Below are 25,695 nucleotides of genomic sequence, written 5' to 3'. Positions count from 1 at the left end.
CCGACGACCGTCTCGCGCGCTGGCCGGATCGCGAGCCGGCGCCCTAGCCGGCACGCACGGACTGCGCGCGGCGATACGAGGGATCGCGAAGCGCGCGCACCCACGGATACTCGCCGGCTCCCGGGAGGGGGTGCCGTCCAGCATCGAAGCGCAGCTCCCGGTCATCCTGCTCGTGGGCGAGCCGGAGTGAGACGTCGGCGAAGGGATGCCACAGGCTCGTCGGGGTCGCGTGATACAGGCGCAGGCGCCAGCCCGGTGTCTCGAGGGCGGCGTCGAGCCCCGCCCCGCCTGCCGGCAGGGTTGCGGGCGCGAGCGTCCGCGCGCACACCAGCACCGGGCCGCGGGTGCCGCGGTAGGGGAGGAGGGTGCCCAGACGCGCCCGCGCGGGGGATCGGTGCGGGAGCAGCATGAACCGCGAGGGGATGCCGAGGCCCGTGGACGCGAGCTCCAGATCGGCCGGCCGCCCATCGATGTCCAAGCGGAGGGCGAGTCCGATGATGTCCGGGAGCCCATCGGGCAGTCCCACCGACCGTGAGAGCCGGGCGACGACGGGCTGCGGTGCCGGGGGGACGGTGTCTATCCAGGCGATGCCCGAGGGCGCGGCATCCGGCAGCCACGTGATCCAGCCGTCGAGGACGCGCCCGCGCGGATGGATCGGCCGGGGACGCCGCACGAGGAGCAGAGCGCCGAAGAAGGCGCGCAGCACCCGTCCGCCGAGTTCAGCGATCCGTGTCAGCACATCGCCATGATCGCGCGCCGGCAGCTCCGCACGGCATGCCCTTCACCGATGGATGCCGCGGCACTACGCTCCGCATCGGCTGCACGGTCACCTGCTGACAGTAAGCCGGGTCGGTGACGTGCCCCGCCGGTCAGTCGTCGACGGCGTGGGTGTGAGACCGGTAGACCTCGACGACGCCGTTGAGGTACGCCGTGATGACCCGCTGCTCGTCGGGCGTGAAGCGGTCGAGGACGGCATCGACATCCTGGATCATCGGCGCGAGCACCGACATCGCCCGGTCACGGGAGGAGTCGGTCGGGATGACGAGCACTCCGCGCCGGTCGGTGGGATGCGGCTCCCGGGTCACATGGCCGAGGCCTACGAGGCGGTCCACCACCGTCGTGGTCGAGGCCGTCGAGATGCCGAGGCGGCGGGCGAGCTCGCTCGGCCCGAGTGGCCCGGACTGCAGCAGGTGCTCCATCGCCTCGAGGTCGGTGGCGTTGACGGTGAGGTGGGCTCGTAACCGGCCCTCGAACAGCTCGCTCACCTCCAGCAGCTGACGCAGCAGCATCGTGGCGGCGCGAATGCGCGGCCCCTCGGTGTCGACGGCCGCCGCGGTGGGGCCGGCCGTCTCGCGTCCTCGCGGTTGCCCAGCATCCATGGTTCCATCCTACTCGCCTTTGTATATAGTGTCTTATATCTAGATAATCTAGAAACAAGCCTTACTAGGAAAGAGACTCTCGTGAATGGGTTCCTGCGGTTCATCACCTCCGCCAAGACGTCGTGGATCGTGCTGGTGCTGGCCGCGCTCTTCGCCGGCGGCGTCTTCTTCCTCGGCAGCGGCGCCGAGGAAGACACCGCGCCCGGTGTGGGGCTGCCCGACTCCGCCGAGTCGGTGAAGGTCGACCGGCTGGTCGAGGAGTTCCCCAGCGCCGACACGACGTCGGCGCTGCTCGTGTTCGCGTCGGAGAGCGGCGAGCTGTCGCCCGAGACCCTCGCCACGATCGGTGAGAAGGCTTCCGGCGAGCTCGCCGACCTGACTCCGGACGGTTTCATCCCGCCCGCGCAGGTCTCGGACGACGGGACGGTCGCTCTGCTCGCGGTGCCCCTCGATCCGCAGTCCGACGTGGCCGCTCAAGCGGAGCGCGCCGATTTGATCCGCGACCTCGCGCGCGCCGACCTCAGCGGCGTCAAGGTCTATCTGACCGGCGCAGAGGGATTCGAGGTGGATGTCGCCGCGGTCTTCGCGGGCGCGGACTTCACCCTCCTCCTCACGACGGTCATCGTCGTCGCGGTGCTCCTTCTCGTGACCTACCGCAGCCCGTGGCTGTGGATCGTGCCGCTCACGGTCATCGGCCTCGCCGACGCGGTCGCCGGGATCATCGCGACGCGGGTCGCGGCATCCGCCGGGATCGTGCTGGATGCCTCGATCACCGGCATCCTCTCGGTGCTCGTCTTCGGCGCAGGCACCAACTACGCGCTCCTCCTGATCGCGCGCTATCGCGATGAGCTGCGCCGCAGCGAGGACCGCAGGGAGGCGATGCGGCGAGCTCTGCGCGGAGCCGGGCCGGCGATCATCGCGAGCGGGTCGACCGTTGCGCTCGCCCTCTCGACGCTTCTGTTCGCCGAGCTCGCGGGCAACCGCGCACTCGGTCTCGCGTGCGCCGTCGGGATCATCGTGGCGATGGCCTTCGCGCTCATCGTGCTTCCCGCGGCTCTCGTGCTCTTCGGACGCGGGCTCTTCTGGCCCTACATGCCGAAGTTCGGCTCGGCCGATGCGATCGCCCGCAGCCCCTGGGGCAAGCTCGGACGCGCCGTCTCGCGCCGCCCCGTGGTGGTGGTCACGAGCGGATTCCTGGTGCTGGCCGCCCTCGCGAGCGGGCTGTTCTTCGTCCAGACCGGCCTGTCGCAGAGCGACCGGTTCCTGCAGAAGCCCGAGGCCGTCCAGGGCCAGGAGGTGCTCGCCGATGCGTTCTCCGCCGGCACGGGGTCGCCGGCCATCGTGGTGGCACCGGCGTCGCAGGCGGACGAGACGGCCGCGGCGCTCGCCGATCTGGAGGGCGTCGACAGTGCGACGATCGGCGAACAGGACGGCGACCTCGCGCGGATCGACGTCGTGCTGTCCGCGGGCGCCGAGACCGCCGAGTCGTTCGCGACGGTCGAGCGCATGCGCAGCGCGCTCGACGATGTGGGGTCGGGCGACGCGCTGGTCGGCGGACTGGATGCGCAGTCGCTCGACGTCGCAGAGGCGCAGTCGCGCGACCAGGCGCTCATCATCCCGCTGATCCTCGTGCTCGTGCTGATCGTGCTCGTGATCCTGCTGAGGGCGCTCCTCGCACCGGTGCTGCTGCTGATCGCGGTCGTGGCCAGCTTCTTCTCGGCAGTCGGCGCGAGCTGGTGGCTCTTCCAGACGCCGCTCTTCGGGTTCCCCGCGATCGACACGAACGTCCTGCTGTTCAGCTTCCTGTTCCTGGTCGCGCTCGGCGTCGACTACAGCATCTTCCTCGTCACACGCGCGCAGGAGGAGGCACGGGTGCTCGGCACGACCCAGGGCATGATCCGTGCGCTCGCGGCGACCGGTGCGGTCATCACGAGCGCCGGCATCCTCCTCGCCGCCGTGTTCGCCGTGCTCGGAGTGCTTCCGCTCATCACCCTCACGCAGATCGGAGTGATCGTCTGCATCGGCGTGCTCATCGACACCCTGCTCGTGCGCACCGTGATCGTGCCCGCCATGGCCTTCATCGCGCGAGACCGGTTCTGGTGGCCGCGCCGCCCTCCTGTCCTGGACGAGGATGCCCGGGCCCAGGGCCTCGACGCGCTGTCGGAGCGACCGATCGAGGCCCCCGAGTCCGCACGCGAGGAATTGCCGGCGGTCCAGGTGGGTTGACTCCTGACAATGCCGCCCTCCCTCCTCTGAACACCCAGGAGCATTCGATGCTGCAGCTGCAAGACGATGCGAGCCCGCACACCGCGATCGCCGAGATCCGGACGGCGGTGACGATCCCGCTCCGGTTCCCGGACGGCTACTCGGCGGTCGCCCGCGTGCTGACCTTCACGGGGCTGGTCGACGGTGCCGAGCACCTCCTCCTCGCGTTCGGCGACGCGAGCACCGAGACGGGGGTCGTCGCACCGGCACCCTCGCCGCTCGTGCGCCTGCACAGCGAGTGCCTGACCGGCGACGTCTTCGGCTCGGAGCGGTGCGACTGCGGGCCGCAGCTGCGTGAGGCCGTCGAGCGGCTCAACGATGAGGGCGGGCTTCTGCTCTACCTCCGTCAGGAGGGCCGCGGCATCGGCCTCTACTCCAAGCTGGATGCCTATGCGCTGCAGGACGGCGGGCTCGACACGTACGAGGCGAACGCGGCGCTCGGACACGGCGAGGACGAGCGGGATTACACCGCCGCGGCGCAGATGCTCAGCGCCGTCGGCGTGGAGAGCGTGCGTCTGCTGACGAACAACCCCGACAAGCCTCGCCAGCTCGCCGGCCTCGGAATCGGGGTCGATGAGGTCGTGCGGACGGCGGTCCACCTGACGGCCGCGAACGCGCGCTACCTCGAGGCGAAGCGCGACCGGACCGGCCACCTGCTCGACCTGCCCGCCGCCTAGCGTCGCGTCAGGGGCTAGGCTCCCGATCCGGGAGGCGATCGCACATGCGCAGGATCGGGACGCTGACGCTGGTGCTCACGCTCGTGAGCGCACAGTTCGTCGTGATGCTCGACTCCAGCATCCTCAACGTCGCGCTGCCCTCCATCGCTGCGGATCTCTCCCTGACGCCGGTCGGCACAGCCTGGGTGCTGAACGCCTACTTCCTCACCTTCGGCGGACTGCTCATCATCTCGGGCCGGACCGCCGACGTCTTCGGCCGCCGCCGCATGTTCCTGATCGGCACGACCGTGCTCATCGCGGGGTCGCTGCTCGGCGGTCTTGCCATGAACGAGGCCATGCTCATCATCGCCCGACTCGTGCAGGGAGCCGGTGCCGCGATGCTGAGCCCCGCCGCGATGTCCGTCATCCTCGCCACCTTCGCCGGTCCCGCACGGGCGCGCGGGATGAGCTGGTGGGGTGCCGCATCGACGGCGGGCGGAGCGGTCGGCGTCACCGTCGGCGGTCTCCTCACCTCGGCGTTCGGCTGGCAGAGCGTCTTCTTCGTCACCGCCGCGGTCGCCGTCGCGATCGGCGTCGCGGGCTGGTTCCTGGTCCCGGCGTTGGAGGCGGGGGAGCGCCGGGCGTTCGACGCGACGGGAGCCGGGCTCCTCACGGCAGCCGCCGTCGCGGTCGTCTTCGCCGTGCTCTCCGCCCCGCACAGCGGCATCGCGTCATTCGCCGTCGTCGGCGGCGCGGTGGCGGCCGTCGCATGCCTCGTCGGATTCGTGGCCGCCGAGCAGCGCAGCGCCAACCCGATCCTGCCGCTCTCCGTGCTGAGCGACGCGCGGGTAGCGGGAGGCATCGCGGTGAACCTCCTCGGCGGCGGTGCGCGAGTCGCCTGCTTCGTGCTCGTCGCTCTGCTCCTCCAGCAGGTGCTCGAGTACGCGCCCGACATCGCGGGGCTCGCCATGCTTCCGACGTCGCTCGCCGGCTTCGCGGTGAGCACGCTCGTCCTTCCGCGCGTGCTCGTGAAACTCGGGCCGCAGCGCGTGACCCTGATCGGTCTCGTCCTGCTCGTGATCGCGCACGTCCTGCTGGCCACCGTCGACAACGGCGACTCGTACCTGCTCCAGGTGCTCCCCGCGCTGCTCGTGGCCGCGACGGGCGTCGCCTTCAGCTTCACGCCGACGACGCTCGTCATCTCCGAGGGCATCGCGGCGCAGAACGCCGGCGTCAGCTCCGGGCTCGCATCCGCGACGGCGCAGATCGGCGGTGCGATCGGCATCGCGGTCTTCGGCGCGTTCGATGCCGCTCGCCGCGCCGCCGTGCTGGGGGCCGGCGGCACGCAGCTGGCGGCCGCGGAGGCCGGTCTTCACGCCGCGAACCTCGCTGCGGCAGGCGCGGCGGGGGCGGCCGCCCTCATCGCGATCCTGATGTTCCCCGCACTCGGGCGACGACTGCTGCGACGGCGGCCGGTAGAAGCGGATGCCGGGGCTGACGCCATCCATCGACACCGCCGAGGCGACGCGAAGCGCCCGCGCGACGTACGCTGAGGTTGGGTCGAGGGCGACTGTGAGAGGACTCTCACGGTATCCGCGGGCAGCGGGCTTCGAGAGTCGACGTGGGGACGATGTTCGACGGTGCAGCGGCGACACCGCCCTCCTTCGAGCACGACTGCGAGTGCAGGGCGGTGCGACGCGACGAGGCGGCGCACCTAGGATGAGACAGGCGGCTTGCTCTTCTGCCGGGATGGGGACGGGATGGCCGCTGCGGCGAAGACGGACGTTCTGCGCCGCAACAATGTCACCGTCTCCGGCAACCCGGCGGGCCCGCTCGTGATGCTCGCGCACGGCTTCGGCTGCAGCCAGGAGACGTGGAATCTGGTGGCGCCGCAGCTGGAGCCGGATCATGCCGTCCTGCTGTTCGACCACGTCGGAGCCGGCGGCTCCGACTGGACTGCCTACGACAGGCAGAAGTACGCCGACCTGGACGGTTATGCCGCCGACGTGCTCGACATCCTCGAGGCGCTCGATGCCACCGAGGTGACCTTCGTCGGCCACTCGGTCAGCGCGATGATCGGCGTGCTGGCTGCCAACCGCGATCCCGCTCGTTTCCGCGCCCTCGTCCTGGTCGGCCCGTCCCCCCGATACGTGAATGCGGACGGCTACCACGGCGGCTTCGAACAGTCCGACATCGATGGCCTCCTCGACTCGCTCGACGCGAACTACCTGGGCTGGGCGCGTCAGCTCGCCCCGGTCATCATGGGCACCCCCGACCGGCCGGCCCTTGAGAATCGTCTGACGGACAGCTTCTGCCGTTTCGACCCCGACGTCGCCCGTCAGTTCGCGCGCGTGACGTTCCTCTCGGACAATCGCGAAGATCTGGCCGCGGTGTCTGTGCCGACCCTGGTGCTGCAGTGCCGGGCCGATGCGATCGCACCAGAACCCGTGGGCCGGTACGTCCACGACGCGATACGCGGCAGTGAGATGACCATGCTCGACGCGACCGGCCACGTGCCGATCCTCTCAGCGCCCGACCAGGTCGCCGGCGAGATCCGGCGGTTCCTGGCGTGAGTGGAATCGACGACACCGACTGGTTCCTGCGCGCGCCGTGCGGGCTGATCGCGCTGTCTCCGGACGATGTCATCCTGCACGCGAACGACACGTTCCTGACGTGGACGGGGTACGAGCGCGGCGACCTCACCGGCCGGCCGTTCGGGTCGCTGCTGGATGTCGGCAGCCGACTGCTCATGGAGACGCGCGTCGCGCAGCTGCTGCACCTGCAGGGCCGGGCGGACGAGGTCGCGGTGAGTCTCGTCAAGGCGGATGGCACGGCGATACCCGCGCTGATCAACGCCGTGCGCGACGAACGCGCCGGGCTCATCCGGGTGGCGGTCTTCAACGCCACCGAACGTGTGCGGTACGAACGCGAACTCCTTGCCGCGCGGCGTGCGGCGGAAGCGTCGGAAAGACGGGTGCGGATCCTGCAGGAGCTGTCCACGGCTTTCGGGTTGAGCGCGACCGACGAGGACGTCGCCCGATCGTTCGCCGACGCCGCACGCGACGCGTTCGACGCCTCGCACACCGCTGTGCACCTCGCGGACGACTCCGGTGAGCTCGTCGTTGTCGCCGGCAGCAATCCGCTCTTCGGCAAGGTGCGCCCGGTGCCGGCGCTTCGAGCGACGACGGAGGTGACGGTCGTCACCGACGACTCGGTCGAGTTCCCCGAGATCGCCGCCGGGCTCCGCGAGATCGGGTCGGCAGCGCTGACGGTCACCCCGCTCATCGCTGACGGCGAGCGGGTGGGTCTCCTGGTGTGCTACTTCGCGAAGAGCTCCGACTTCGATGCGGGGTTCTGGGAGCTGCAGCACGCGCTGGGTCGTCAGGCGTCCCAGACCCTAGTGCGGCTGCGGCTGCAGCGCAAGCTCGCCGCTCTCGCGCTGCACGACCAGCTGACCGGGCTCGCCAACCGGCAACTCCTGCAGCTGACGCTGGATCAGGCGATCGAAGCGTCCACTCTCAGCGGCGAGCCGCTGTCGGTTCTCTTCCTCGACATCGACGACTTCAAGAGCATCAACGACGCATTCGGCCATAGCGCCGGCGACTCGGTGCTCATCGAACTGGCGACCAGGCTCGCCGGGGCGGTACGGGCGGGAGACACCGTCGGTCGCATCGGCGGGGACGAGTTCGTCGCCATTCTGGTCGGCGCCGACAAGTACGCCGCAGAGAGCGTGGCCGAGCGGATCCTCGCTGTCTGCCGAGCACCCGTCGCCGTCAGTGAGGGCGTCGTCTCGGCCTCCGTGAGTGTCGGAGTGGCCGTCTGCCGGCGCGGAATGGACCGCGACCTGACCTCGCAGCAGCTGCTCGTCCGCGCGGATGCCGCGATGTACGACGCCAAGCGCGCCGGCAAGGACCGCGTCACGCTCAGCCCCCAAGCGTGACCCGTCTCAACCCGGGGCAGCGGACATTGTGGCGCGTCTGAGGCTTTCCCGTTGCCGTGCCGTAGGGCAGAAGTGCGTACGGTCGGAGATGCGACGCATCCCACGTAGAGCGGATGACCGTGATGACCCCACCTTGGTACGCCTGCTTGGTGCGCCAAGGCTTCCGGCGCACGTCGCGTCCTGAGATACCGCGCAACCATGCCTAGCCCAACATTCTCCGAGTCCGAGTTGGCCGCTGCCCTGGACCAAGCGCTCGATCGCGCGGAGCTTTTCGCTGTCTTCCAGCCGCAGATCGCCCTCGATACGGGCAGAGTGGCAGCGGCCGAAGCGCTGTGCCGGTGGACCCATCCCGTTCTGGGGTCTGTTCCGCCCGATGTCTTCATCCCCCTCGCCGAGCGCACGGGCGTCATCGAGGCGATCGGGAACTTCATGTTGAACGAAAGCCTCGACGCCCTCACCTCGTGGCAACGATCGAACGGTGAGATCACCGTGTCGGTCAACGTCTCTCCTCTGCAACTGGAAGCAGACACGTTCGTCACGCAGGTCGCTGAGGGTCTGCAGAGGACGGAGTGCGCCCCCGCGCGCTTGACTCTCGAGATCACCGAGTCACATCCCCTGGCCCCGCTCGACGTGGTCAACACCAGCCTGCGCGCGATACGCGAGAGCGGAGTACTCGTGTCCCTCGACGACTACGGCGTCGGCCACGCGTCATCATCGTCGCTTGCGCGCCACACCTTCGATGAGGTGAAACTCGATCGATCGCTGCTCGACGGCAACGATCTGGACGCTAGTCAGACCATCCGCGACATCACAGCCGAGGCCCGTCGGCGCGGACTCAGAATCGTGGCTGAAGGCATCGAGACCGAGGAGCAGCTGGAGTTCGTGCGTAACGTCGGGTGCGATCGGGGACAGGGATTCTTGCTCGGGCGGCCGATGGATCGCTCAGCGCTCACCGAGCTGCCCGGATGGTCGGACTGACCGGCCAAGTAATTCGCGAGGCCGTCGAAGGGCGAAGCGCGACAGCGTCGAAGTAGACGCGACGGCGGGAGTCGAACCCGCAACGCTCCCGGGTATGAGCCGGTGCCCGGGACCGCCCGGATCGCCGCGATGAGACCACGCTAGCGCCGGAGCGACCTGCAGTGAGTCAGCGTTAACCGGGGTTTCGCTGTGAGTCCTTGCGTGACCGCCACCGAAAGCGGCGGCTCGGTCACGCGGCGGGCAGCGAATCGCGATGCGCTCGCAGGTGCTCCACGACGAACGCGTGGTCGTCGGCCTGCGGCAGCCCCGACACACCGACCGTTCCGACGACCCCAACGCTCGCGATTGTGATGGGGAACACGCCGCCGTGTGCGGCGTAGAGCGTCGTGTCCAGACGCGCCGACGTGTCGAACGCCTTGCCGACGGCGGTGAACGAGAGCCCGACTCCGTATGACGATCGGCCGTAGCGGCGGGCGACGCGCGCCTTGCGCTCGAGCCAGCCGTCGTTGTCGGCGCTGGACCCGGGCAGAGCAGTGTGGAACACGCGGGCTTCGCCGAGCGAGATGCCGATGACGATGGGCAGCCCGCGCTCGAGCGCCGCGGCGCGCATCGCCGAGCCCAGCCGCCAGGCGTCTTCGAGGTCGAAGCGGGGCAGGACGATCTCGCGCTCCTCCGCCTCGACGCGGGCCAGGATCTCGGCGGGGGTCGGTTCGCTCACAGAGCCGAGGTTAGTGGCAGCGAGAACGGATGCCTCGCCGGCGGGGTGCGAGAACGGCCTCAGCGCCGCACGCGGGTGCGGGACGAGGCATCCGTCGCCCGAGGCTCGGGGGAGCGGCGTCGAGAGCCCGGAGCATGCGGGCGAGGGTCTCGCGCAGTTCGCCGCGGGCGGGCTCGGCGAGATCGGTCGTGTACTCGATCCCGGCCGGGACCCAGGACAGGCCGTACATCGTCTCGCGGAAGTCCGCGCCGCCGACGGGCCAGCGCGTGCGATCCGAGCCTTCGGGCTCGGCGCCCTGGCCCCACTGGCCGAACCACTCGCGCATCTGCTCGTAGGGAAGGTCCATCACGACGTCGGTCTCGACGGGCTGCCTGACCCATGAGCGGGCGACGACGATGAACTCCTCGACCTGCTCGGGGCTGAGCGGCCGCGGCTCGAAGAGCAGGCGGGTGTGCTCGACGTCGGCGAGGCGGTCGACGCGGAAGGTGCGCCAGTCCTCCTTCTCGAGGTCCCAGCACAGCAGGTACCAGTGCCGATCGGCGGGTGCGAGCACATGCGGCTCGACGCGCCGCCGCGTCACCTCGCCCGATGCGGCCGTGTAGCTGAAGCGCACGCGCTCGTGATCGCGACAGGCGAGGGCGAGCTCGCCGAGCACCTCGCTCGAGACGGCGGCGCCGGAGCGGATGCCCGCCGGCTGCACCGCATCGGCCAGGGCGTTGACGCGTCGGCGGAGGGGCGCGGGGAGCACCTGCTCGAGCTTCGCGAGCGCGGTGAGCGTCGTCTCGGGCCCGCCGATGAGGCGCTGGGATGCCGCGACCCGCAGTCCGATCGCCATCGCGACGGCCTCTTCGTCGGTGAGGAGGAGGGGCGGCACGGCGCTGCCGGCTTCGAGCCGATAGCCGCCGGCCGAGCCGGGCGTCGATTCGATGCGGTAGCCCAGCTCGCGCAGCCGCTCGACATCGCGCCGGACGGTCCGCTCCGTGACCCCGAGCCGGTCGGCCAGCTCCGAGCCGGGCCAGTGGCGGTGGGTCTGCAGCAGGTTGAGCAGCGAGAGGGCCCGTGTGGTGGTGTCGGACATGTCCACAAGAATGCCACTCGTTGCGGACCGAATCTGTCCGCATTGGCTTCTACCGTGACGTCATGGCGAACGAACCGATCATCGAGGCGCATGGCCTCACCAAGAGATTCACCGTCAAGAAGAAGACGGTCGACGCGGTCACCGATCTGACCTTCGAGGTCGAGCGGGGCGAGCTCGTCGCGTTCCTCGGGCCGAACGGCGCCGGCAAGTCGACGAGTCTGCGGATGCTCACGACCCTCATCCCGCCGACGGCCGGGTCGGCGCGCGTGGTCGGGCACGACATCCTCACGCAGTCTGCCGGGGTGCGCGCGCGCATCGGGTACGTCGGACAGCTCACGAGCGGCAGCTTCTCGCAGCGCGTGCGGGACGAGCTCCTCAGCCAGGGCGCCTTCTACGGCATCTCCAAGACTGCGGCCGCGAAGCGGGCCGACGAGCTGATCGAGTCCCTCGACCTCGCGTCCTTCGCGACCCGCACCGTGCAGCAGCTGAGCGGCGGGCAGAAGCGGCGACTCGACATCGCGCTCGGGCTCATGCACGCACCGCCGCTGCTCTTCCTCGATGAGCCGTCGACCGGCCTCGACCCGCAGAGCCGGGCGAATCTGTGGCAGCACATCCTGGACCTGCGCGCCGAGCACGGCACGACGGTCTTCCTCACCACGCACTACCTCGAGGAGGCCGACCGCTACGCCGAGCGGGTCATGGTCATGGACAAGGGCCGGGTGATCGCCGACGACACCGCGACGGCGCTCAAGGCCAACCTCGCGGGCGACGTGCTCACGTTCGGCTTCGCGTCGGCCGGGGAGGCCGACCGCGCGCTCGCGGTCGTGCAGCGACTCACCGACCGTGGCGTGCGGCGGGAGGACGAGGCATCCGTCGCCCTCACCGCCCCGGAGGGGGATGCGCTGCTGCCGACCGCGGTGCGGGAGCTCGACGCTGCCGGGATCCGCGTGCGGACGGCGACCGGCGTGCCGCCGACGCTCGACGACGTGTTCCTCGCGCTGACCGGGCGCACCCTGCGCGAGGCGGGCGAAGGCCAGGAGACGGAAGAGAACGAAGAGGCGACGGATGCCGCGACCCCCGTCGCCGCGAACGAGAAGGCAGGAGCGAACCGATGACCACCCTGACCAAGCCCGACACCGCCGTGCGGCAGAACCCCGCCCGCGACACCTGGAACGTCCTGCGGCGGGAGCTCCGGCCGGTCGTCCGCGACCCGTTCACCCTGATCTTCAGCCTCGTGCAGCCCCTGGTCTTCCTAGGTCTGTTCGCACCGCTGCTCATCGGATCGTCGGGGCAGCCGCCGGCCGAGACGCTGCAGTGGTTCGTTCCGGGCGTGCTCGTGATGATCGTGCTGTTCGGCACCGGAGCCACCGGGTCGAACCTGCAGTACGAGATGATGACCGGCTCGCACGAGCGCACCCTCGTGGCACCGCTGGCGCGGTCGTCCCTCCTCGTCGGCCGCGCCCTCAAGGAGATCGCGCCGATCGTCGTGCAGGCGATCATCATCGTGCTGATCGCCTGGCCGTTCGGCTTCTCGATCAACCCGGCCGGCCTCGTCATCGGGCTCGCCCTGCTCGCCGTGTTCGGCGTCGGGCTCGGGTCGCTGTCGTACACCCTCGCCCTGAAGACCAAGGACCGCGAGTGGCTGTTCTGGGGCGTGCAGCAGACGCTCATCTTCCCCTTGCTGATCCTCTCGGGGATGCTGCTGCCGCTCGACGATGGTCCCGCGTGGATGAAGGCCGTGTCGGCCGTGAACCCCGTCAACTGGGTCGTGCAGGCCGAGCGCGCCCTCTTCGCGGGCGACCTCGGAGACGTCACGGTGCTGTGGGGCTGGCTGGCGGCGCTGATCCTCGCGGCGCTCGGCCTGTGGGCGGGCGTGCGGGCCATCCACAAGTCGAACTGACCCGGGCCGCCAGCGTCTCCCTCCTCGGTCATTGAGCGAGGGAGCGGAGCGACCGAGACGAAACGCGCGGGACCGATGCCACTCGTCGCGACGGCGCGTTTTGTCTCGCTTCGCTCGCTCAACGACCGAGGCTCGGCGGGCGGGGCAAGGGCACGGGACGATAACGATTCCCTGTGGTGCCCGCCCGGAGCGGGGGACCCGGGCGAATGCCCAGGTCGCGCCCGCTTATGCTTCTCCGCATGCCAACGGCGCGACGAAGGGGAATCCTCGCAGCCGTCACCGCCATCGTCCTCCTCGCCTTGGGCCTCGGAGTGGGGGTCGCAGTCGGTGATGCGCTCGGAATCCGCACCGAACCCTCGACCCAGATGACACCGGCCGACCCCGTCGTGCCGGAGATCTCCGGACCCGTCTTCCCTCCCGACTTCACGACGATCGACGCCCCCGACACGCCGCGCGTCTCGGCGGCCCTCGATGAGCTGGCGGATGCCGCGGCCTCCGCGACGGGCACCTCGGGCGAGGCATCTCTCACCGTCGTCGCCGGCGAAGGCGACGCCCCCGACGACTCCTACACGCTGAGCGGCAATCCCACAGCGCTTCGGATCGATGCCGCGAGCGAAGCGGGCGCCGCGCGCGGCGTGTACGACATCGCCGACTCGGTCCGCATCGGATCACCCGTCGAGGCGCTCATCGGCGAGCACCCCGCGTCGGAGCTGCCCCTGCGGATGGTCGACCTGGGAGCGGTCGGCGTCGATCCCGACCCCTCGCAGTGGGTCGAGGGCACCGACTACTCGCACGTCTCGCGGGCGTTCGAGGACGTCTACCTCTCCGATCCGCCGTACATCGATCAGGATGCCCTGGCCGCGGCGTACGACGACTGGGAGGAGTTCCTGCGGCACTCCGTGGCGAACGGCTACAACGCCGTCTCGTGGCCGGGCTTCATCGAGTTCGCGACGTTCGCCGATGTCCCGGGCGGACCGGTCTACCCGGAGGGCGATCCGCACGTCGATCGGGCGCTCGCGCTCCGCCAGGCATTCGGGCCGTTCTGGGATCGCGCGGCGGAGCTCGGCGTCAAGATCTACCTCCGCACGGACATGCCGACGCTCACGCCGGAGCTCGCCCACTACTTCGACGCTCAGTTCGGCGGACTCGACACCGAGAATCCCGAGCTCTGGAGGATCTACACAGCGGCGCTGGACGAGCTGTACGCGGCGGAACCGGCGTTGTCCGGCATCCTCATCCGCATCGGCGAGGGCGGCAACGTCTACCAGGAGCCGGGCTGGGACTACTACTCAGAGATCGCCGTCCGCTCGGTCGAGGCCGTTCGCACGATGCTCGAGACGTACTCGGAGCAGGCCGAGGCATCCGACCGTGAAGTCATCTTCCGCACGTGGAGCGTCGGCATCGGCGATGTCGGAGACATGCACACCGACCAGGAGGCGTATCACGCGATCCTCGACGGCATCGACTCGCCCGCGCTCATCGTGTCGACCAAGTACACACTCGGCGATTTCTACAGCTGGCTCCCGCTCAACGACACCCTCGAGACCGGCGACCAGCGCCGGATCGTGGAGTTCCAGAGCCGGCGCGAGTTCGAGGCCTTCGGCTCGTTCCCGAACGACCTCGGCCCCGAGTATCAGTGGGCGCTGCAGACGCTCCTCGCGGCGAACCCGAACATCGAGGGCATCTGGACGTGGACGCAGGACGGCGGTCCGTGGCGCGCCGGACCCATGTCGCTGTACCTCAAGAGCGGCTTCTGGCAGCTCTACGAGCTGAACACGCAGACCGCCGCGGCCCTCGCGCGCGACCCGGAAGCGGACATCGGGCAGGTGACCGTCGACTGGGCGAAGGAGTGGTTCTCAGAGGACCCCGCCACCGTCCGGGCCATCACCGACGCGATGGCGCTCTCGCGCGACGCGATCACGCAGGGCCTGTACATCCAGCCGTTCGCCGAGCGGCGCACGTTCGCCCTCGGCCTCGAGCCACCGCCGCAGATGTGGATCTTCGAGTGGGACATCCTCACGGGCGACTCCGCGAGCCTCGGCGTCATCTACGAGATCTCGCACGATCGCATCGACGAGACGATCGCCGCGGGGCACGAAGCGGTCGAGAAGGCCGAGCAGATGCGCGACCTCGTCGCGGGAACGGATGCCTCGACCTGGCGCGACCCCGAGCTGCGCGACGCCTTCATCGGCACGCTGGACTACCAGGCCGACGTGCTGCGCATGCTCGGCGCCTATCGCGAGATGTTCCTCGAGCAGATGCGCTGGCACGACACGATGTCGCCCGAGGCGAAGGCCGCGGCATCCCGGGCGCGCGATGAGTTTGTGGCGCTCGCCGATCAGCATCTCGAGACGTACACGGGCGACATCGATCACCCCGCGTGGAACCTCGATGCGGCGCTCGGCTCCGTGCAGCGCGCCGACCGCGACGAGGCCATGGCCTGGATCGCCCGCGTCCTCCTCGCACTGGCACTGGCGTGGGTCGTGATCGGCATGATCGCGACTCGCACGCGGCTCGTCCGGCGCCCCGGCGCCGCGGCGGCGCGCGTGACGTGGCTCGCCGCGACGCGGCCGTGGCGTGCGCAGGAGTCGACGCTCGGGCTCCTGCCGCTCGACCGGTGGCTGCTGCTGATCGTGCCGGGGGCGCTCCTCGTCGGAACCCGCGCCGTGCAGACGTCGTTCCTCTCGTGGACGCATCTGCTCGTCGTCCTCGTGGCGTGGCTCATCTTCGTGCTCGTGCTCGATCTGCTGCTCATGCGCAAGCGCTCGCCGTGGCCGGTGATCGCGGCCGTCGGAGGCGTCATCGTCTTCCGCTGCATTGTCACGCTCGCGGCGCTGTCGTTCACAGGGCCCGGCGGCTACTGGTTCGCGTTCTGGACCGACCCCGTGCGGCGCACGATCTACATCTCCGTCGCCTTCGCGCTCTTCCTCTGGGTCTTCGTCGCGGCGGGCTGGGCGCTCTCGACGCAGCTCGGCCGCCGGCGTGCGACCGGAGCCGTGCTCGCGGCGATCGGCGCCGCGCTCGCCGTCCCGGCGTCGGTCGTCGCGATCCTGGGACTCGAGCCGTCGCTCTCGACCTGGAACGACCAGCTCGGGCTGCTCCCGTGGGGGCTCGCACGCATCCTCGGACTCACGACGTACCTCGAGATCCCGTCGGACACGGCGTGGTGGGCGGCGGCGTTCGGCGCGGTCCTGCTCGTGGTCGGCGTGCTGCTCGCGGTCCCCTGGGGCCGACGGCGCAGTGCGGCCGCGAGTGCCGCGGGGACGAGGCATCCCGAGCCCCTCCAGGGCTAGGCTGACGCCGAGCGGGTCCGAGCGGCGCTCGGCATCAGGAGGCGCGGATGGGGAAGAAGTCCGACAAGCGCGGCGGAGGCCTCAGCGGCAAGCGGTACGAGAAGGAGCTCAAGAAGCTCCACGTCGAACTCGTGAAGCTGCAGGAGTGGGTCAAGCACGAGGGCGTCAAGGTGTGCATCGTGTTCGAGGGCCGGGACGGCGCCGGCAAGGGCGGCGTGATCAAGGCGATCACCGAGCGCGTGAGTCCGCGTGTCTTCCGGGTCGTCGCCCTCCCGGCGCCGACCGAGCGCGAGCTGAGCCAGATGTACATCCAGCGCTACATCTCGCACTTCCCGGCGGCCGGGGAGGTCGTCATCTTCGACCGCTCCTGGTACAACCGCGCGGGCGTCGAGCGGGTCATGGGCTTCACCGACGACGAGACGGCCGACAAGTTCCTGGCGCAGGTGCCGCTGGTCGAGAAGGCGATGATCGACTCGGGGATCATCCTCTTCAAATACTGGCTCGAGGTGAGTCCCGAAGAGCAGACGCGGCGTCTCGAGGACCGCATCCACGACGGCCGCAAGACGTGGAAGCTCTCGCCCATGGACCTCAAGTCGTACAACCGCTGGTACGACTACTCCCGCGCCCGCGACAAGATGTTCGCCGCGACCGACACCGACTTCGCGCCGTGGAACGTGGCCGTCTCCGACGACAAGGAGCGGGCGCGGCTCAACATCATCTCGCACCTCCTCTCGAGGATCCCCTACGTCGAACTGCCCGGCGACGAGCCCGTCCTGCCCGAGCGGCAGGAGCCGGGCGACTACGTCGAGCCGGACTACCCGTACCGCTACGTGCCGGACGCCTTTTAGTCGGTCGAGATCGCACGGATGACGGCTCGGGCCGCGCGCCGATGGAGATTCGTGCCATCTCGGCGGCGCCCGGCTGCCAGCAGCCGTGCCCCGGTGAGGGGTGGTTAGGCTCGGGAGATGTCGAACGGGCCGACGTCGTTCACGACGCGTGAGGTCGTCGTGGTCGCGCTGAACAGCGCTGCGACGGCGGTCGCCGAGACGGCGCCGGCTGCAATCGAGGACGAGCCCGACGGCGTGCACCAGCACCGCATCCAGGTGCGGCGGCTGCGGAGCGTGCTCGCCGGCTTCCGGGTTGCCTTGGATGCCCCCGCCGCCAAGGTCGTGCGCCTCCGCTACCGCGAGTGGGGGCGCGACCTCGGCGTCGTGCGCGATATCGAGGTGCGAGCCGACGTCGCCGAGGAGGAGCTCGCGGCGGCCGGGGTGGACGATCCGCACATGCGTCGACGGCTCGTCGAGTCCGAGCGCGAGTCGTACGTGCGTGCGCACGCGCGGCTCGTCGAGATCGCCGCGAACCCGCGCGCCGAGGAGCGCCGGCGGCTGCTCGACGCGCTGGTCGAGGCATCCGTCGTCCACGATCCGGACGCGGATGCCGCACCCTTCGTGGCCGCCGTGCTCGCCAAGCAGGCCCGCCGGGTGCGCAAGGCGGTCCGCCGCATCGACGGCAGCGAGGACTCGTACCACGCCGTGCGCAAAGCCGCCCGCCGCCTGCGGTACGTCTCGGAGGCCGTCGCGCACGCCGCGCCCGGCCTGTACCTGTCGCAGGTCGCCGAGCTCACGGTCGTCGGCGACGCGCTTCACGACAGCCTCGGCGGGCATCGGGATGCGCTGATGTTCGCGGACCACGTCGCGCGCGAGGCCGTGCGCGCGGCGCGGGCGGGAGAGTCCGTCGCCGCGTATCCCGCGATCGAGGCGTCGGCGCGGGCGGCGGCCGCCGAGCATCTCACCGCTCTGCCCGAGGCTCTGGACCGGCTGCGGGCAGCGGCATCCGATCTGCGGTGAAGCCGCTGCACGGACACGGTGTCGGGCGCCGCGCCTAGACTTGTCGGGCCATGACCGACGCCAGTACGCCCCTCATCGTCGGCAGCGACATCGGGCCGCAGTCCTCTGGATCGCGCGCCGACGAAGATCTGCTCGCGGGACTCAATCCGCCGCAGCGCGAAGCCGTGACCTATCGCGGCCCCGCGCTGCTCATCGTCGCGGGTGCGGGCTCGGGCAAGACGAGCGTCCTGACCCGGCGCATCGCGTCGCTTCTGCGCAACCGCGAGGCGTGGCCCAGTCAGATCCTCGCCATCACCTTCACCAACAAGGCCGCGGGGGAGATGCGCGAGCGGGTGCAGCACCTCGTCGGCGAGCAGGCGGCGCAGGGCATGTGGATCTCGACGTTCCACTCCGCGTGCGTGCGCATCCTCCGCCGCGAGGCCCAGCAGTTCGGCTTCACGAAGGCCTTCACGATCTACGACTCGGGCGACTCGCGCGCGCTCATCAAGCGGCTCGTCAAGGAGCATGAGGCCGATGCCTACGGCCTGACGCCGGCGGCCACGCAGAGCAAGATCTCCAAGCTCAAGAACGAGCTCGCGGATGCCGAGTCCTATGCCCGCCAGGCGAACATGAACGATCCCGCCGAGCGGATCTTCGTCGACCTGTTCGCGGACTACCAGCGCGCCCTGCAGCGGGCGAACGCCTTCGACTTCGACGACCTCATCGCCCAGACGGTGTACCTCTTCCGCGCGTTCCCGCACGTCGCCGACGTGTACCGCCGGCGGTTCCGGCACATCCTCGTCGACGAGTACCAGGACACGAACCACGCGCAGTACGCGCTCATCAATGAGCTGACCCAGCCCCTGTCCGAGCCCGAGGGCGAGTCCTACGGCGACAGCGGAATGATGATCTTCGACGCGCCGGCGACCGATGCGCTTCCGGCGGCCTCGCTCACTGTGGTCGGCGACTCCGATCAGTCGATCTACGCCTTCCGCGGCGCCGACATCCGCAACATCACCGAGTTCGAGCGGGACTACCCGGGCGCCAAGGTCGTGCTGCTCGAGCAGAACTACCGCTCGACGCAGAACATCCTCAGCGCCGCGAACGCCGTCATCAGCAACAATTTCGACCGCAAGGACAAGAAGCTCTGGACCGACGTCGGCGCGGGCGAGAAGATCGTCGGCTTCACCGGCTACTCGCAGCACGATGAGGCGCAGTTCGTCGCAGACGAGATCGAGGCGCTCCACCGCAAGGACGTCCCGTATTCGCGGATGGCGGTGTTCTACCGGACGAACTCGCAGTCCCGTGCGCTGGAGGAGATCTTCATCCGCTCGGCCGTGCCCTACAAGATCATGGGCGGCACGAAGTTCTACGAGCGCGCCGAGATCAAGGACGCCCTGGCCTACCTCGTCGCCGTGGCGAACCCGGCCGACGAGATGGCCGTGCGACGCATCCTCAACAAGCCCCGCCGCGGCATCGGGGATGTGACCGAGACGGCCATCGCCCGCTACGCCGCCGACGAGGGCATCACCTTCCGCGATGCCCTCGCGAATGCGTCGGCGCTCGGCGTCGGCCCGAAGACCCAGGCGGCGATCGCGCAGCTCGACGCGGTGCTGGCCGAGGCGACCGATCACATGCTCCCCGCGACCGGTGAGCTCGCGCCGCCCACCGCCGTGGCCGAGGGCCTCCAGATCCTCCTGCAGAAGAGCGGGTATCTCGACGCGCTGCGTGCGAGCAAAGACCCTCAGGACGAGGCGCGCGTCGAGAACCTCGATGAGATGGTCGCGGTCGCCCGCGAGTTCGCGCGCAACAACCCTGAGGGGACGGTCATCGACTTCCTCGCCGAGGTGGCCCTCGTCTCGGACGCCGACGACCTCGACGACGCCTCGGGCTCGGTCTCGCTCATGACGCTGCACACGGCGAAGGGCCTCGAGTACGACGCCGTGTTCGTCACCGGCGTCGAGGAGGATCTCATCCCGCACCGCATCTCGGCGGGGGAGCCGGGCGGCCCCCAGGAGGAGCGCCGGCTCTTCTACGTCGGCGTGACGCGTGCGCGCAAGCGCCTCTTCTTCACGCTCGCGATGACACGCGCCCAGTTCGGCGAGGTCACCGTCGCGATGCCCAGCCGGTTCCTGCAGGAGATCCCCGCCGAGCTGATCGACTGGCGGCAGTCGCCGGGCGACGTCAACTCCCGGGGTGGCACGCAGTCGCGAGCGCTCAACGCCCGTCGTCCTGGCGGCGGCTGGGGCGGCTCGTCCGGCACAGGGCGTCGCTACGGCGAAGACCTCGTGCCGAAGTCCACGTCGATCGAGCGGTTCGCGAACAAGATCCCTGCGAAGGTGCGCGACAACGGCGACATGGTGCTCGGGCCTGGCGACCGTATCCGCCACGAAGACTTCGGTGAGGGACGAGTGGATGCCGTGACCGGCGAGGGCGCGAAGCGCGTCGCCCACGTGCGCTTCGACAAGGCCGGCCCGAAGAAGCTCCTCATCAAGATCGCCCCGATCGAGAAGCTCTAGCCGCGCGCGGCCCGTGCTCCGCTGGTTCCTGCGGGCGCGGATGAGCGCGGGTTAGGCTCGATCGATGGCTCTCTTCTCGCGCGGAAAGCGCAACCGCGACCAGTCCGCCGACACCGATGCCGAGCGGCCCGCCGAGCCGGCGCCGGCAGAGTCGCCGGCTGCGGGACAGGCGGAGTCCGGGACGGCGCAGACTCCGGAGGCATCGCTGCCCTCCGGCGCAGCGGAGGGGACGGATGCCGCGGCCGAGGCATCCGTCGGCATCTCGGTCTCGTCGTTCCGCGGAGTGGGAGCCGCCCCGGTCGAGGAGGCCCCGGCGCCTGTGCGAGCCGCGGCGCCGCCGAACGCCCCACTGGGAGAGCTGCGGCTGGGGCGCGAAGTCGCGCCGCCACCGCGCGAGAGCGTCCCGGGTCTTCGCGACAATGTTCTCCTCGCCGAGGCGCTCGGCGCCCTTCCCGCAGATCCGTCGCCGCAGCAGATCCTCGACGTGGCGCGTCAGCTCATGCAGGGCCACCTGTACCTGCGGGTGAAGGGTGACGCTCGCACACTGCTCGCGGAGGGCAAGGGGCTGCCGCTCGCGATCGTCACGCTCGGCGACGAGAACTTCGTCGTCGCCTACAGCGGCGGCTTCGCGCTGAGCGCGAGCCTGCGCAGCGACGGTGCGAACGACACGTCGGCGATGGGACAGCCCGCCCTGACGGTCATCCGTCACGTGCTCGGCGGATCGTACGCGGGCCTCGTGCTCGACCCGGCCTCGGCGCCGGCGCGTATCGTCCTGCGCCGCGACATGCTCGAGCGGATGGTCGAGGGCATCGACCCCGACCTCGAGATCAAGGCGCTGCTCGCGTCGGAACGCACGCCCGCGACGGCCCCTTCGGTCGGGGCGGCGCTCGGCCGCGCTCCGTTCTGGGTGGGCGTCAGCCGCGCCGGCGACAGCGGGAAGTTCGGGGTCGCCGAGGCTCGCACCGCAGACGGTCAGCGCTTCATCGAGATCTTCTCGCACCCCCTCGAGGTCGTGGTGCTCGGCCGAGGCGATCAGCCGGCCCCTATGACCGGTGAGCAGCTCGGAAAGGCGCTGCGCGCTGATCCCGGGATCACGGGCGTCATCGTCGACCCGGCCGGGCCATGGATCCGGCTGACCCGCGAGGACCTCGCGGGCCTCATCGACGCCTGAGCTCCCTTTGGGGTTGACACGGAAGAGGAGCGGCGTATCGTCTTTATCAACACATCGGTTGATAAAGAGATGAGTTGATGATGCGCTCGGCAGCCGCCATTCTCGGCCCGTCCGATGACGGGAGGGACGAGGCATCCGTCACCGCCGACGAGCTGCTGGACAAGGCCTTCCTCGCCCTCGCGGATCCCGTGCGGCGCGCCATCGTCGCCCGGCTGAGCCGCGGCTCTGCGACCGTGAACGACCTCGCGGAGCCCTTCGCCATCACGAAGCAAGCCGTCTCCAGGCACATCCACGTGCTCGAGCAGGCGGGACTCGTCACACGGAGCCGCGACGCGCAGCGCCGGCCGGTGCATCTGGATGCCGCTGCCCTCGAGCGGCTCACGGCCTGGATCGACCGGTACCGGCTCGTCGCCGAGGCGCGGTACCGAGCGCTCGACGGGGTTCTCGCGACCTCGCGAAGCGCCCCTCCCACGTCATCGGGCGGCGGTCAGGCCGTCGCCACCCCACAGAAGGAGAAGGAATCATGAGCAACCCCGTCGTCATCGACGCCGCACCCGGCCAGTCGTACGCCGACATCACACGCGAGTTCGAGGCATCGGCCGACGCGGTCTTCCGCGCGCACGCCGACCCGGACCTCTTCGCGAGGTGGATCGGCCCGCGCTCGCTCCAGACGAAGATCAGGCACTGGGACTTCCGCAGCGGAGGCGGCTACGCATTCGTGCAGACGGATGCCGAGGGCAACGACTACGAGTTCCGCGGCGTCTTCCACACGGTGCGCGAGAACGAGCTCATCATCCAGACGTTCGAGTTCCTGGGAGCACCCGACCAGGTGAGCATCGACGCCCTCCGCTTCGAAGACCTGGGCGGCGGACGCTCCCGGCTGGCGGACCACAGCGTCTTCCCGTCGGTCGAAGCGCTCGAGAGCATGATCTCGGAGGGCATGGAGTACGGCATGCGCGAGGGCTACGAGAAGCTCGACGACCTCCTGGCGGGTGAGTGACGTGGGCGCTGTCATCGCTTCGGCCACCGTCTCGCTCGACGGGTTCATCGCCTACCCCGACAACCTGCCGGGTGAGCTCTTCGACTGGTACGAGAGCGGCGACGTCGAGGTCCCGCACGCCGGTGACTTCCCGAACTTCCGCTTCACGCCGGAGAGCGAGGCGTACTGGCGCGAGTTCACGGAATCGGTGGGCGTCCTCGTCGTCGGCCGGACGCTGTTCGACATCACCGACGGCTGGAAGGGGCGGCATCCGCTCGACGTCCCGGTCGTGGTCGTCACGCACGAGCCGCCCACCGACTGGTCCTACCCCGGCTCCGAGAACTTCGACTTCGTCACCACCGGGATCGCCGACGCGATCGCCCGCGCGCAGCAGATCGCGGGCGACCGGGTCGTGGCGGTCGCGGCCGGCACGATCGCGAGCCAGGCGCTCGCGGCGGGCCTGCTCGACGAGGTCGCGATGGACCTCGTGCCGGTCATCCTCGGCCGGGGTGTGCCGTACTTCGTCGACCTTCCGCCCGAGACGGTCATGCTCGGCGACCCGACCGTCGTCGTGCAGGGGCGCCGCGCCACCCACCTGAAGTTCCCCGTGCTCCGCTGAAGTCGTCTGCCCGCCCGGGGCGGGGAGGATGCCGATCCCCGCGTGGGCGGCAAGCCCATGACGGGCGTCGGGGTCTGCCCCTAGGGTCGGTGTCATGGCCTCCCCGCGCATCACCCTGACCGTCCCCGGACCGGACGGCGACCGCGAAGTCGGCATCTCCAACCCCGACCGTGTGCTCTGGCCCGAGGCCGGCATCACCAAGCGGGAGCTCGCCGAGTACCTCGTGACGGTCGCGGAGCCGTTCCTCGCGGCCAATGGCGACCGCCCGGTGTCGCTCGAGCGCTTCCCCGACGGCGTCGACGGCGAGCGCTTCTACTCGAAGAACCCGCCCAAGGGGGCTCCGTCGTTCGTCGAAGCGCAGACGGTCACGTACAACAGCGGCCGCCGGCATCCGCAGATCATCCTCACCGAGATCGCGTCGGCGGTGTGGGCGGCCCAGATGAACACCGTCGTCTTCCACCCGTGGGCCTCGCTCGCGTCGAACACCGACAACCCCGTCGAGCTGCGCATCGACCTCGACCCCCAGCCCGGAACGGATTTCCAGGATGCCGCGGCTGTCGCCCCCGCGCTCCGCGAGGTGCTGTCGGAGGCGGGGCTGACCGCGTTCCTCAAGACGAGCGGCAATCGCGGCATCCACGTCTTCTGCCCCATCGAGCCGGAGTGGGAGTTCCTCGAAGTGCGGCATGCGGTGATCGCCGCGGGGCGTGAGCTCGAGCGGCGCCTGCCCGAGAAGGTCACGATGAACTGGTGGAAGGAGGAGCGCGGCGAGCGCATCTTCATCGACTTCAACCAGGCCAACCGCGACCGCACGATGGCCGGCGCGTACAGCCCGCGCGCCCTGCCGGGCGCGACGGTCTCGACGCCACTCACGTGGGAGGAGCTCGACGCGGGCGTCGACCCCGCCGCCTTCACGGTGCGCTCAGTCCCCGAGCGGCTCGCCGCTCAGGGCGACCCGTGGGCGACGCTGCTCGACAAGCCTGGCCGCATCGACACGCTCCTCGAGTGGTGGCAGCGCGACCTCGACAACGGCCTCGGCGAACTGCCCTTCCCGCCCGACTTCCCCAAGATGCCGGGCGAGCCGCCCCGCGTGCAGCCCAGCCGCAAGAATGAGGCGAACTGGCCCAAGGACGGCGAGGCCTGAGGCTCTCGCCGGTGCCGATGGGCCCCACCGCATGCGCGCGGGCCGGGGCATCCATCGCCGCGATCAGTCCAGGACGTCGCCCAAGTCGTAGGCCGAGACGGTCTCGAGCTGCTCGTAGGTGCAGGAGCGAGGGTCGCGGTCGGGGCGCCAGCGCTCGAACTGCACGGTGTGGCGGAAGCGCCAGCTCTCGAGCTGGTCGTAGCGCACCTCGAGCACGCGCTCAGGGCGCAGCTTGACGAACGACATGTCCTTGTCCGCGCCGGTGAACCGTGACTTCTCGCCCGCGCCGGTGACGGCCTCCCCGGACTCATCACGCTCGACGAGGGACGCGAGCTCGTCGACGAGTTCGAGGCGCCGCGCATTGCTCCACGCGGAGACGGCGCCCACGGGAAGCAACGTGCCGTCCTCTCCGTAGAGGCCGACCAGGAGCGAACCCACGCCCTGACCCGACTTGTGCACGCGATAGGCCCACGCCACGACGTCTGCCGTGCGGGCGTGCTTGATCTTGAACATCGTGCGCTTGTTCGGCGCATACGGCTGGGCCAGGGGCTTGGCGACGACCCCGTCGAGGCCGGCGCCCTCGAATTCGGCGAGCCAACGGCGGGCCAGATCGGGATCGTCCGTGGTGCGCGTCACGTGCACCGGGTGCGGCACGTCGCCGAGCAGGTCGACGAGTTCTGCCCGCCGCACCGAGAAGGGCTCGTCGAGCAGGTCTCGGTCGCCGCGCGCCAGCAGATCGAAGGCGATCAACATCGCCGGCGTCTGCTCCGCGAGCATGTTGACCCGGGATGCCGCGGGGTGAATGCGCTGCGTCAGCGAGTCCCAGTCGAGCCGCTGCTTGCCGTCGACGTCCTTCGGCACGACGACCTCGCCGTCGATCAGACAGGGCTCGGGAAGGATCCGCGCCAACGCCTCGACGAGCTCGGGGAAGTAGCGAGTGAGGGGCTTGGCCCCTCGAGAGCCGATCTCGACCGACTCGCCGTCCCACGAGATGAGGGCACGGAACCCGTCCCACTTCGGCTCATAGCTCAGCCCGCCGGCCACGGCGTCCTGGCCGGGCACATCGGGGACGGACTTCGCGAGCATCGGCGCGGGGATGTCGTGCGGCATGGGTCCATCCTGCCGTGCCGCTCCGACACCGGCGAGGGCTATGCATCTTCAGCCTCGCCGCGCGGTCGGGTCTGCCGAATGCTGCCGAGAGCGCACGAATCACCGATGCCGCGGCATCCCGAG

At 70.1% G+C, this 25,695-nt stretch carries 22 protein-coding genes and 1 tRNA gene; 17 read left to right on the top strand and 6 right to left on the bottom strand.

The features are described 5' to 3' along the window. Nucleotides 1-43: 43 nt before the first annotated feature. Nucleotides 44-739 (bottom strand): hypothetical protein, encoded by a 696-nt coding sequence (locus tag G5T42_RS02515; protein ID WP_165125002.1) that lies wholly within the window; start codon nucleotides 737-739, stop codon nucleotides 44-46. A gap of 130 nt (nucleotides 740-869) precedes the next feature. Next, entirely contained in the window at nucleotides 870-1,379 is a 510-nt protein-coding gene (locus G5T42_RS02510; RefSeq protein WP_241245929.1) for a MarR family transcriptional regulator, read from the bottom strand. 81 nt (nucleotides 1,380-1,460) lie between these two features. On the opposite strand from G5T42_RS02510, the gene G5T42_RS02505 reads away from it, so the two are divergent. The 6 genes from G5T42_RS02505 (at nucleotide 1,461) to G5T42_RS02480 (ending at nucleotide 9,218) form a co-directional block, all read left to right on the top strand. Then, nucleotides 1,461-3,605, top strand: coding sequence for an MMPL family transporter (locus G5T42_RS02505; protein ID WP_165124999.1), 2,145 nt, complete (start codon nucleotides 1,461-1,463; stop codon nucleotides 3,603-3,605). 47 nt (nucleotides 3,606-3,652) lie between these two features. After that, nucleotides 3,653-4,321: a GTP cyclohydrolase II gene (gene ribA / locus G5T42_RS02500; protein ID WP_165124996.1), complete on the top strand. Its 669-nt coding sequence runs from the start codon at nucleotides 3,653-3,655 to the stop codon at nucleotides 4,319-4,321. Nucleotides 4,322-4,365: 44 nt separating this feature from the next. Further along, entirely contained in the window at nucleotides 4,366-5,853 is a 1,488-nt protein-coding gene (locus G5T42_RS02495; protein ID WP_165124993.1) for an MFS transporter, read from the top strand. A gap of 207 nt (nucleotides 5,854-6,060) precedes the next feature. Then, complete coding sequence (locus tag G5T42_RS02490) at nucleotides 6,061-6,873, top strand: alpha/beta hydrolase (protein ID WP_165124990.1); 813 nt, start codon at nucleotides 6,061-6,063, stop codon at nucleotides 6,871-6,873. Then, nucleotides 6,870-8,240 (top strand): diguanylate cyclase, encoded by a 1,371-nt coding sequence (locus tag G5T42_RS02485; RefSeq protein WP_241245928.1) that lies wholly within the window; start codon nucleotides 6,870-6,872, stop codon nucleotides 8,238-8,240. The genes G5T42_RS02490 and G5T42_RS02485 overlap by 4 nt, the downstream gene beginning before the upstream one ends. Before the next feature lie 228 nt (nucleotides 8,241-8,468). Further along, nucleotides 8,469-9,218: an EAL domain-containing protein gene (locus tag G5T42_RS02480; protein ID WP_165124987.1), complete on the top strand. Its 750-nt coding sequence runs from the start codon at nucleotides 8,469-8,471 to the stop codon at nucleotides 9,216-9,218. A gap of 56 nt (nucleotides 9,219-9,274) precedes the next feature. On the opposite strand, the gene G5T42_RS02475 is transcribed toward G5T42_RS02480, so the two are convergent. From G5T42_RS02475 to G5T42_RS02465, 3 genes are all read right to left on the bottom strand, one after another. Further along, nucleotides 9,275-9,347: transfer RNA gene (locus tag G5T42_RS02475), tRNA-Met, on the bottom strand. 100 nt (nucleotides 9,348-9,447) lie between these two features. Continuing rightward, nucleotides 9,448-9,936 (bottom strand): heme-degrading domain-containing protein, encoded by a 489-nt coding sequence (locus tag G5T42_RS02470; protein WP_165124984.1) that lies wholly within the window; start codon nucleotides 9,934-9,936, stop codon nucleotides 9,448-9,450. 10 nt (nucleotides 9,937-9,946) lie between these two features. Further along, nucleotides 9,947-11,014, bottom strand: coding sequence for a YafY family protein (locus G5T42_RS02465; protein ID WP_165124981.1), 1,068 nt, complete (start codon nucleotides 11,012-11,014; stop codon nucleotides 9,947-9,949). A gap of 62 nt (nucleotides 11,015-11,076) precedes the next feature. On the opposite strand from G5T42_RS02465, the gene G5T42_RS02460 reads away from it, so the two are divergent. The 11 genes from G5T42_RS02460 to ligD all read left to right on the top strand — a co-directional run bounded on the left by G5T42_RS02460 (nucleotide 11,077) and on the right by ligD (nucleotide 24,462). Next, on the top strand, nucleotides 11,077-12,129 hold the full coding sequence (locus G5T42_RS02460) for an ATP-binding cassette domain-containing protein (RefSeq protein ID WP_165124978.1): 1,053 nt from the start codon (nucleotides 11,077-11,079) through the stop codon (nucleotides 12,127-12,129). After that, on the top strand, nucleotides 12,126-12,914 hold the full coding sequence (locus G5T42_RS02455) for an ABC transporter permease (protein ID WP_165124975.1): 789 nt from the start codon (nucleotides 12,126-12,128) through the stop codon (nucleotides 12,912-12,914). The genes G5T42_RS02460 and G5T42_RS02455 overlap by 4 nt, the downstream gene beginning before the upstream one ends. A gap of 239 nt (nucleotides 12,915-13,153) precedes the next feature. Further along, a complete protein-coding gene (locus tag G5T42_RS02450; protein ID WP_165124972.1) occupies nucleotides 13,154-16,207 on the top strand; it encodes a hypothetical protein in 3,054 nt (1,017 codons plus the stop codon). 47 nt (nucleotides 16,208-16,254) lie between these two features. After that, a complete protein-coding gene (gene ppk2 / locus G5T42_RS02445) occupies nucleotides 16,255-17,055 on the top strand; it encodes a polyphosphate kinase 2 (RefSeq protein ID WP_165124969.1) in 801 nt (266 codons plus the stop codon). Nucleotides 17,056-17,172: 117 nt separating this feature from the next. Further along, entirely contained in the window at nucleotides 17,173-18,054 is an 882-nt protein-coding gene (locus G5T42_RS02440; RefSeq protein ID WP_165124966.1) for a CHAD domain-containing protein, read from the top strand. A 50-nt stretch (nucleotides 18,055-18,104) separates the two neighbouring features. Next, on the top strand, nucleotides 18,105-20,552 hold the full coding sequence (locus G5T42_RS02435; protein WP_165124963.1) for a UvrD-helicase domain-containing protein: 2,448 nt from the start codon (nucleotides 18,105-18,107) through the stop codon (nucleotides 20,550-20,552). Nucleotides 20,553-20,616: 64 nt separating this feature from the next. Continuing rightward, entirely contained in the window at nucleotides 20,617-21,723 is a 1,107-nt protein-coding gene (locus tag G5T42_RS02430; RefSeq protein ID WP_165124961.1) for an SseB family protein, read from the top strand. An 80-nt stretch (nucleotides 21,724-21,803) separates the two neighbouring features. Beyond that, nucleotides 21,804-22,250 (top strand): metalloregulator ArsR/SmtB family transcription factor, encoded by a 447-nt coding sequence (locus G5T42_RS02425; protein WP_165124959.1) that lies wholly within the window; start codon nucleotides 21,804-21,806, stop codon nucleotides 22,248-22,250. Further along, nucleotides 22,247-22,723: an SRPBCC family protein gene (locus G5T42_RS02420; RefSeq protein WP_165124957.1), complete on the top strand. Its 477-nt coding sequence runs from the start codon at nucleotides 22,247-22,249 to the stop codon at nucleotides 22,721-22,723. Before G5T42_RS02425 ends, G5T42_RS02420 begins: the two co-directional genes overlap by 4 nt. Nucleotide 22,724: 1 nt before the next feature. Then, on the top strand, nucleotides 22,725-23,321 hold the full coding sequence (locus tag G5T42_RS02415) for a dihydrofolate reductase family protein (protein WP_165124955.1): 597 nt from the start codon (nucleotides 22,725-22,727) through the stop codon (nucleotides 23,319-23,321). Between the two features lie 94 nt (nucleotides 23,322-23,415). Continuing rightward, a complete protein-coding gene (gene ligD / locus G5T42_RS02410) occupies nucleotides 23,416-24,462 on the top strand; it encodes a non-homologous end-joining DNA ligase (RefSeq protein WP_165124953.1) in 1,047 nt (348 codons plus the stop codon). Nucleotides 24,463-24,525: 63 nt separating this feature from the next. Here the strand turns inward: ligD and G5T42_RS02405 are convergent, their stop codons facing one another. Continuing rightward, the gene (locus tag G5T42_RS02405) at nucleotides 24,526-25,572 is read right to left on the bottom strand and encodes an ATP-dependent DNA ligase (RefSeq protein WP_165124951.1); all 1,047 of its coding nucleotides are present in this window, start codon (nucleotides 25,570-25,572) and stop codon (nucleotides 24,526-24,528) included. Nucleotides 25,573-25,695 lie beyond the last annotated feature (123 nt).

Origin of the sequence: Microbacterium sp. 4R-513 (assembly GCF_011046485.1) — a bacterium.
Taxonomy (GTDB): domain Bacteria; phylum Actinomycetota; class Actinomycetes; order Actinomycetales; family Microbacteriaceae; genus Microbacterium.
This window is presented reverse-complemented; position numbering and strand designations above follow the sequence as displayed.

Coding starts and splice junctions, on each gene's coding strand:
- G5T42_RS02510 (WP_241245929.1), bottom strand. CDS start 1,379: ATGGATGCTGGGCAACCGCGAGGACGCGAGACGGCCGGCCCCACCGCG.
- ribA (WP_165124996.1), top strand. CDS start 3,653: ATGCTGCAGCTGCAAGACGATGCGAGCCCGCACACCGCGATCGCCGAG.
- G5T42_RS02495 (WP_165124993.1), top strand. CDS start 4,366: ATGCGCAGGATCGGGACGCTGACGCTGGTGCTCACGCTCGTGAGCGCA.
- G5T42_RS02490 (WP_165124990.1), top strand. CDS start 6,061: ATGGCCGCTGCGGCGAAGACGGACGTTCTGCGCCGCAACAATGTCACC.
- G5T42_RS02465 (WP_165124981.1), bottom strand. CDS start 11,014: ATGTCCGACACCACCACACGGGCCCTCTCGCTGCTCAACCTGCTGCAG.
- G5T42_RS02460 (WP_165124978.1), top strand. CDS start 11,077: ATGGCGAACGAACCGATCATCGAGGCGCATGGCCTCACCAAGAGATTC.
- G5T42_RS02455 (WP_165124975.1), top strand. CDS start 12,126: ATGACCACCCTGACCAAGCCCGACACCGCCGTGCGGCAGAACCCCGCC.
- G5T42_RS02450 (WP_165124972.1), top strand. CDS start 13,154: ATGCCAACGGCGCGACGAAGGGGAATCCTCGCAGCCGTCACCGCCATC.
- ppk2 (WP_165124969.1), top strand. CDS start 16,255: ATGGGGAAGAAGTCCGACAAGCGCGGCGGAGGCCTCAGCGGCAAGCGG.
- G5T42_RS02440 (WP_165124966.1), top strand. CDS start 17,173: ATGTCGAACGGGCCGACGTCGTTCACGACGCGTGAGGTCGTCGTGGTC.
- G5T42_RS02435 (WP_165124963.1), top strand. CDS start 18,105: ATGACCGACGCCAGTACGCCCCTCATCGTCGGCAGCGACATCGGGCCG.
- G5T42_RS02430 (WP_165124961.1), top strand. CDS start 20,617: ATGGCTCTCTTCTCGCGCGGAAAGCGCAACCGCGACCAGTCCGCCGAC.
- G5T42_RS02425 (WP_165124959.1), top strand. CDS start 21,804: ATGCGCTCGGCAGCCGCCATTCTCGGCCCGTCCGATGACGGGAGGGAC.
- G5T42_RS02420 (WP_165124957.1), top strand. CDS start 22,247: ATGAGCAACCCCGTCGTCATCGACGCCGCACCCGGCCAGTCGTACGCC.
- ligD (WP_165124953.1), top strand. CDS start 23,416: ATGGCCTCCCCGCGCATCACCCTGACCGTCCCCGGACCGGACGGCGAC.
- G5T42_RS02405 (WP_165124951.1), bottom strand. CDS start 25,572: ATGCCGCACGACATCCCCGCGCCGATGCTCGCGAAGTCCGTCCCCGAT.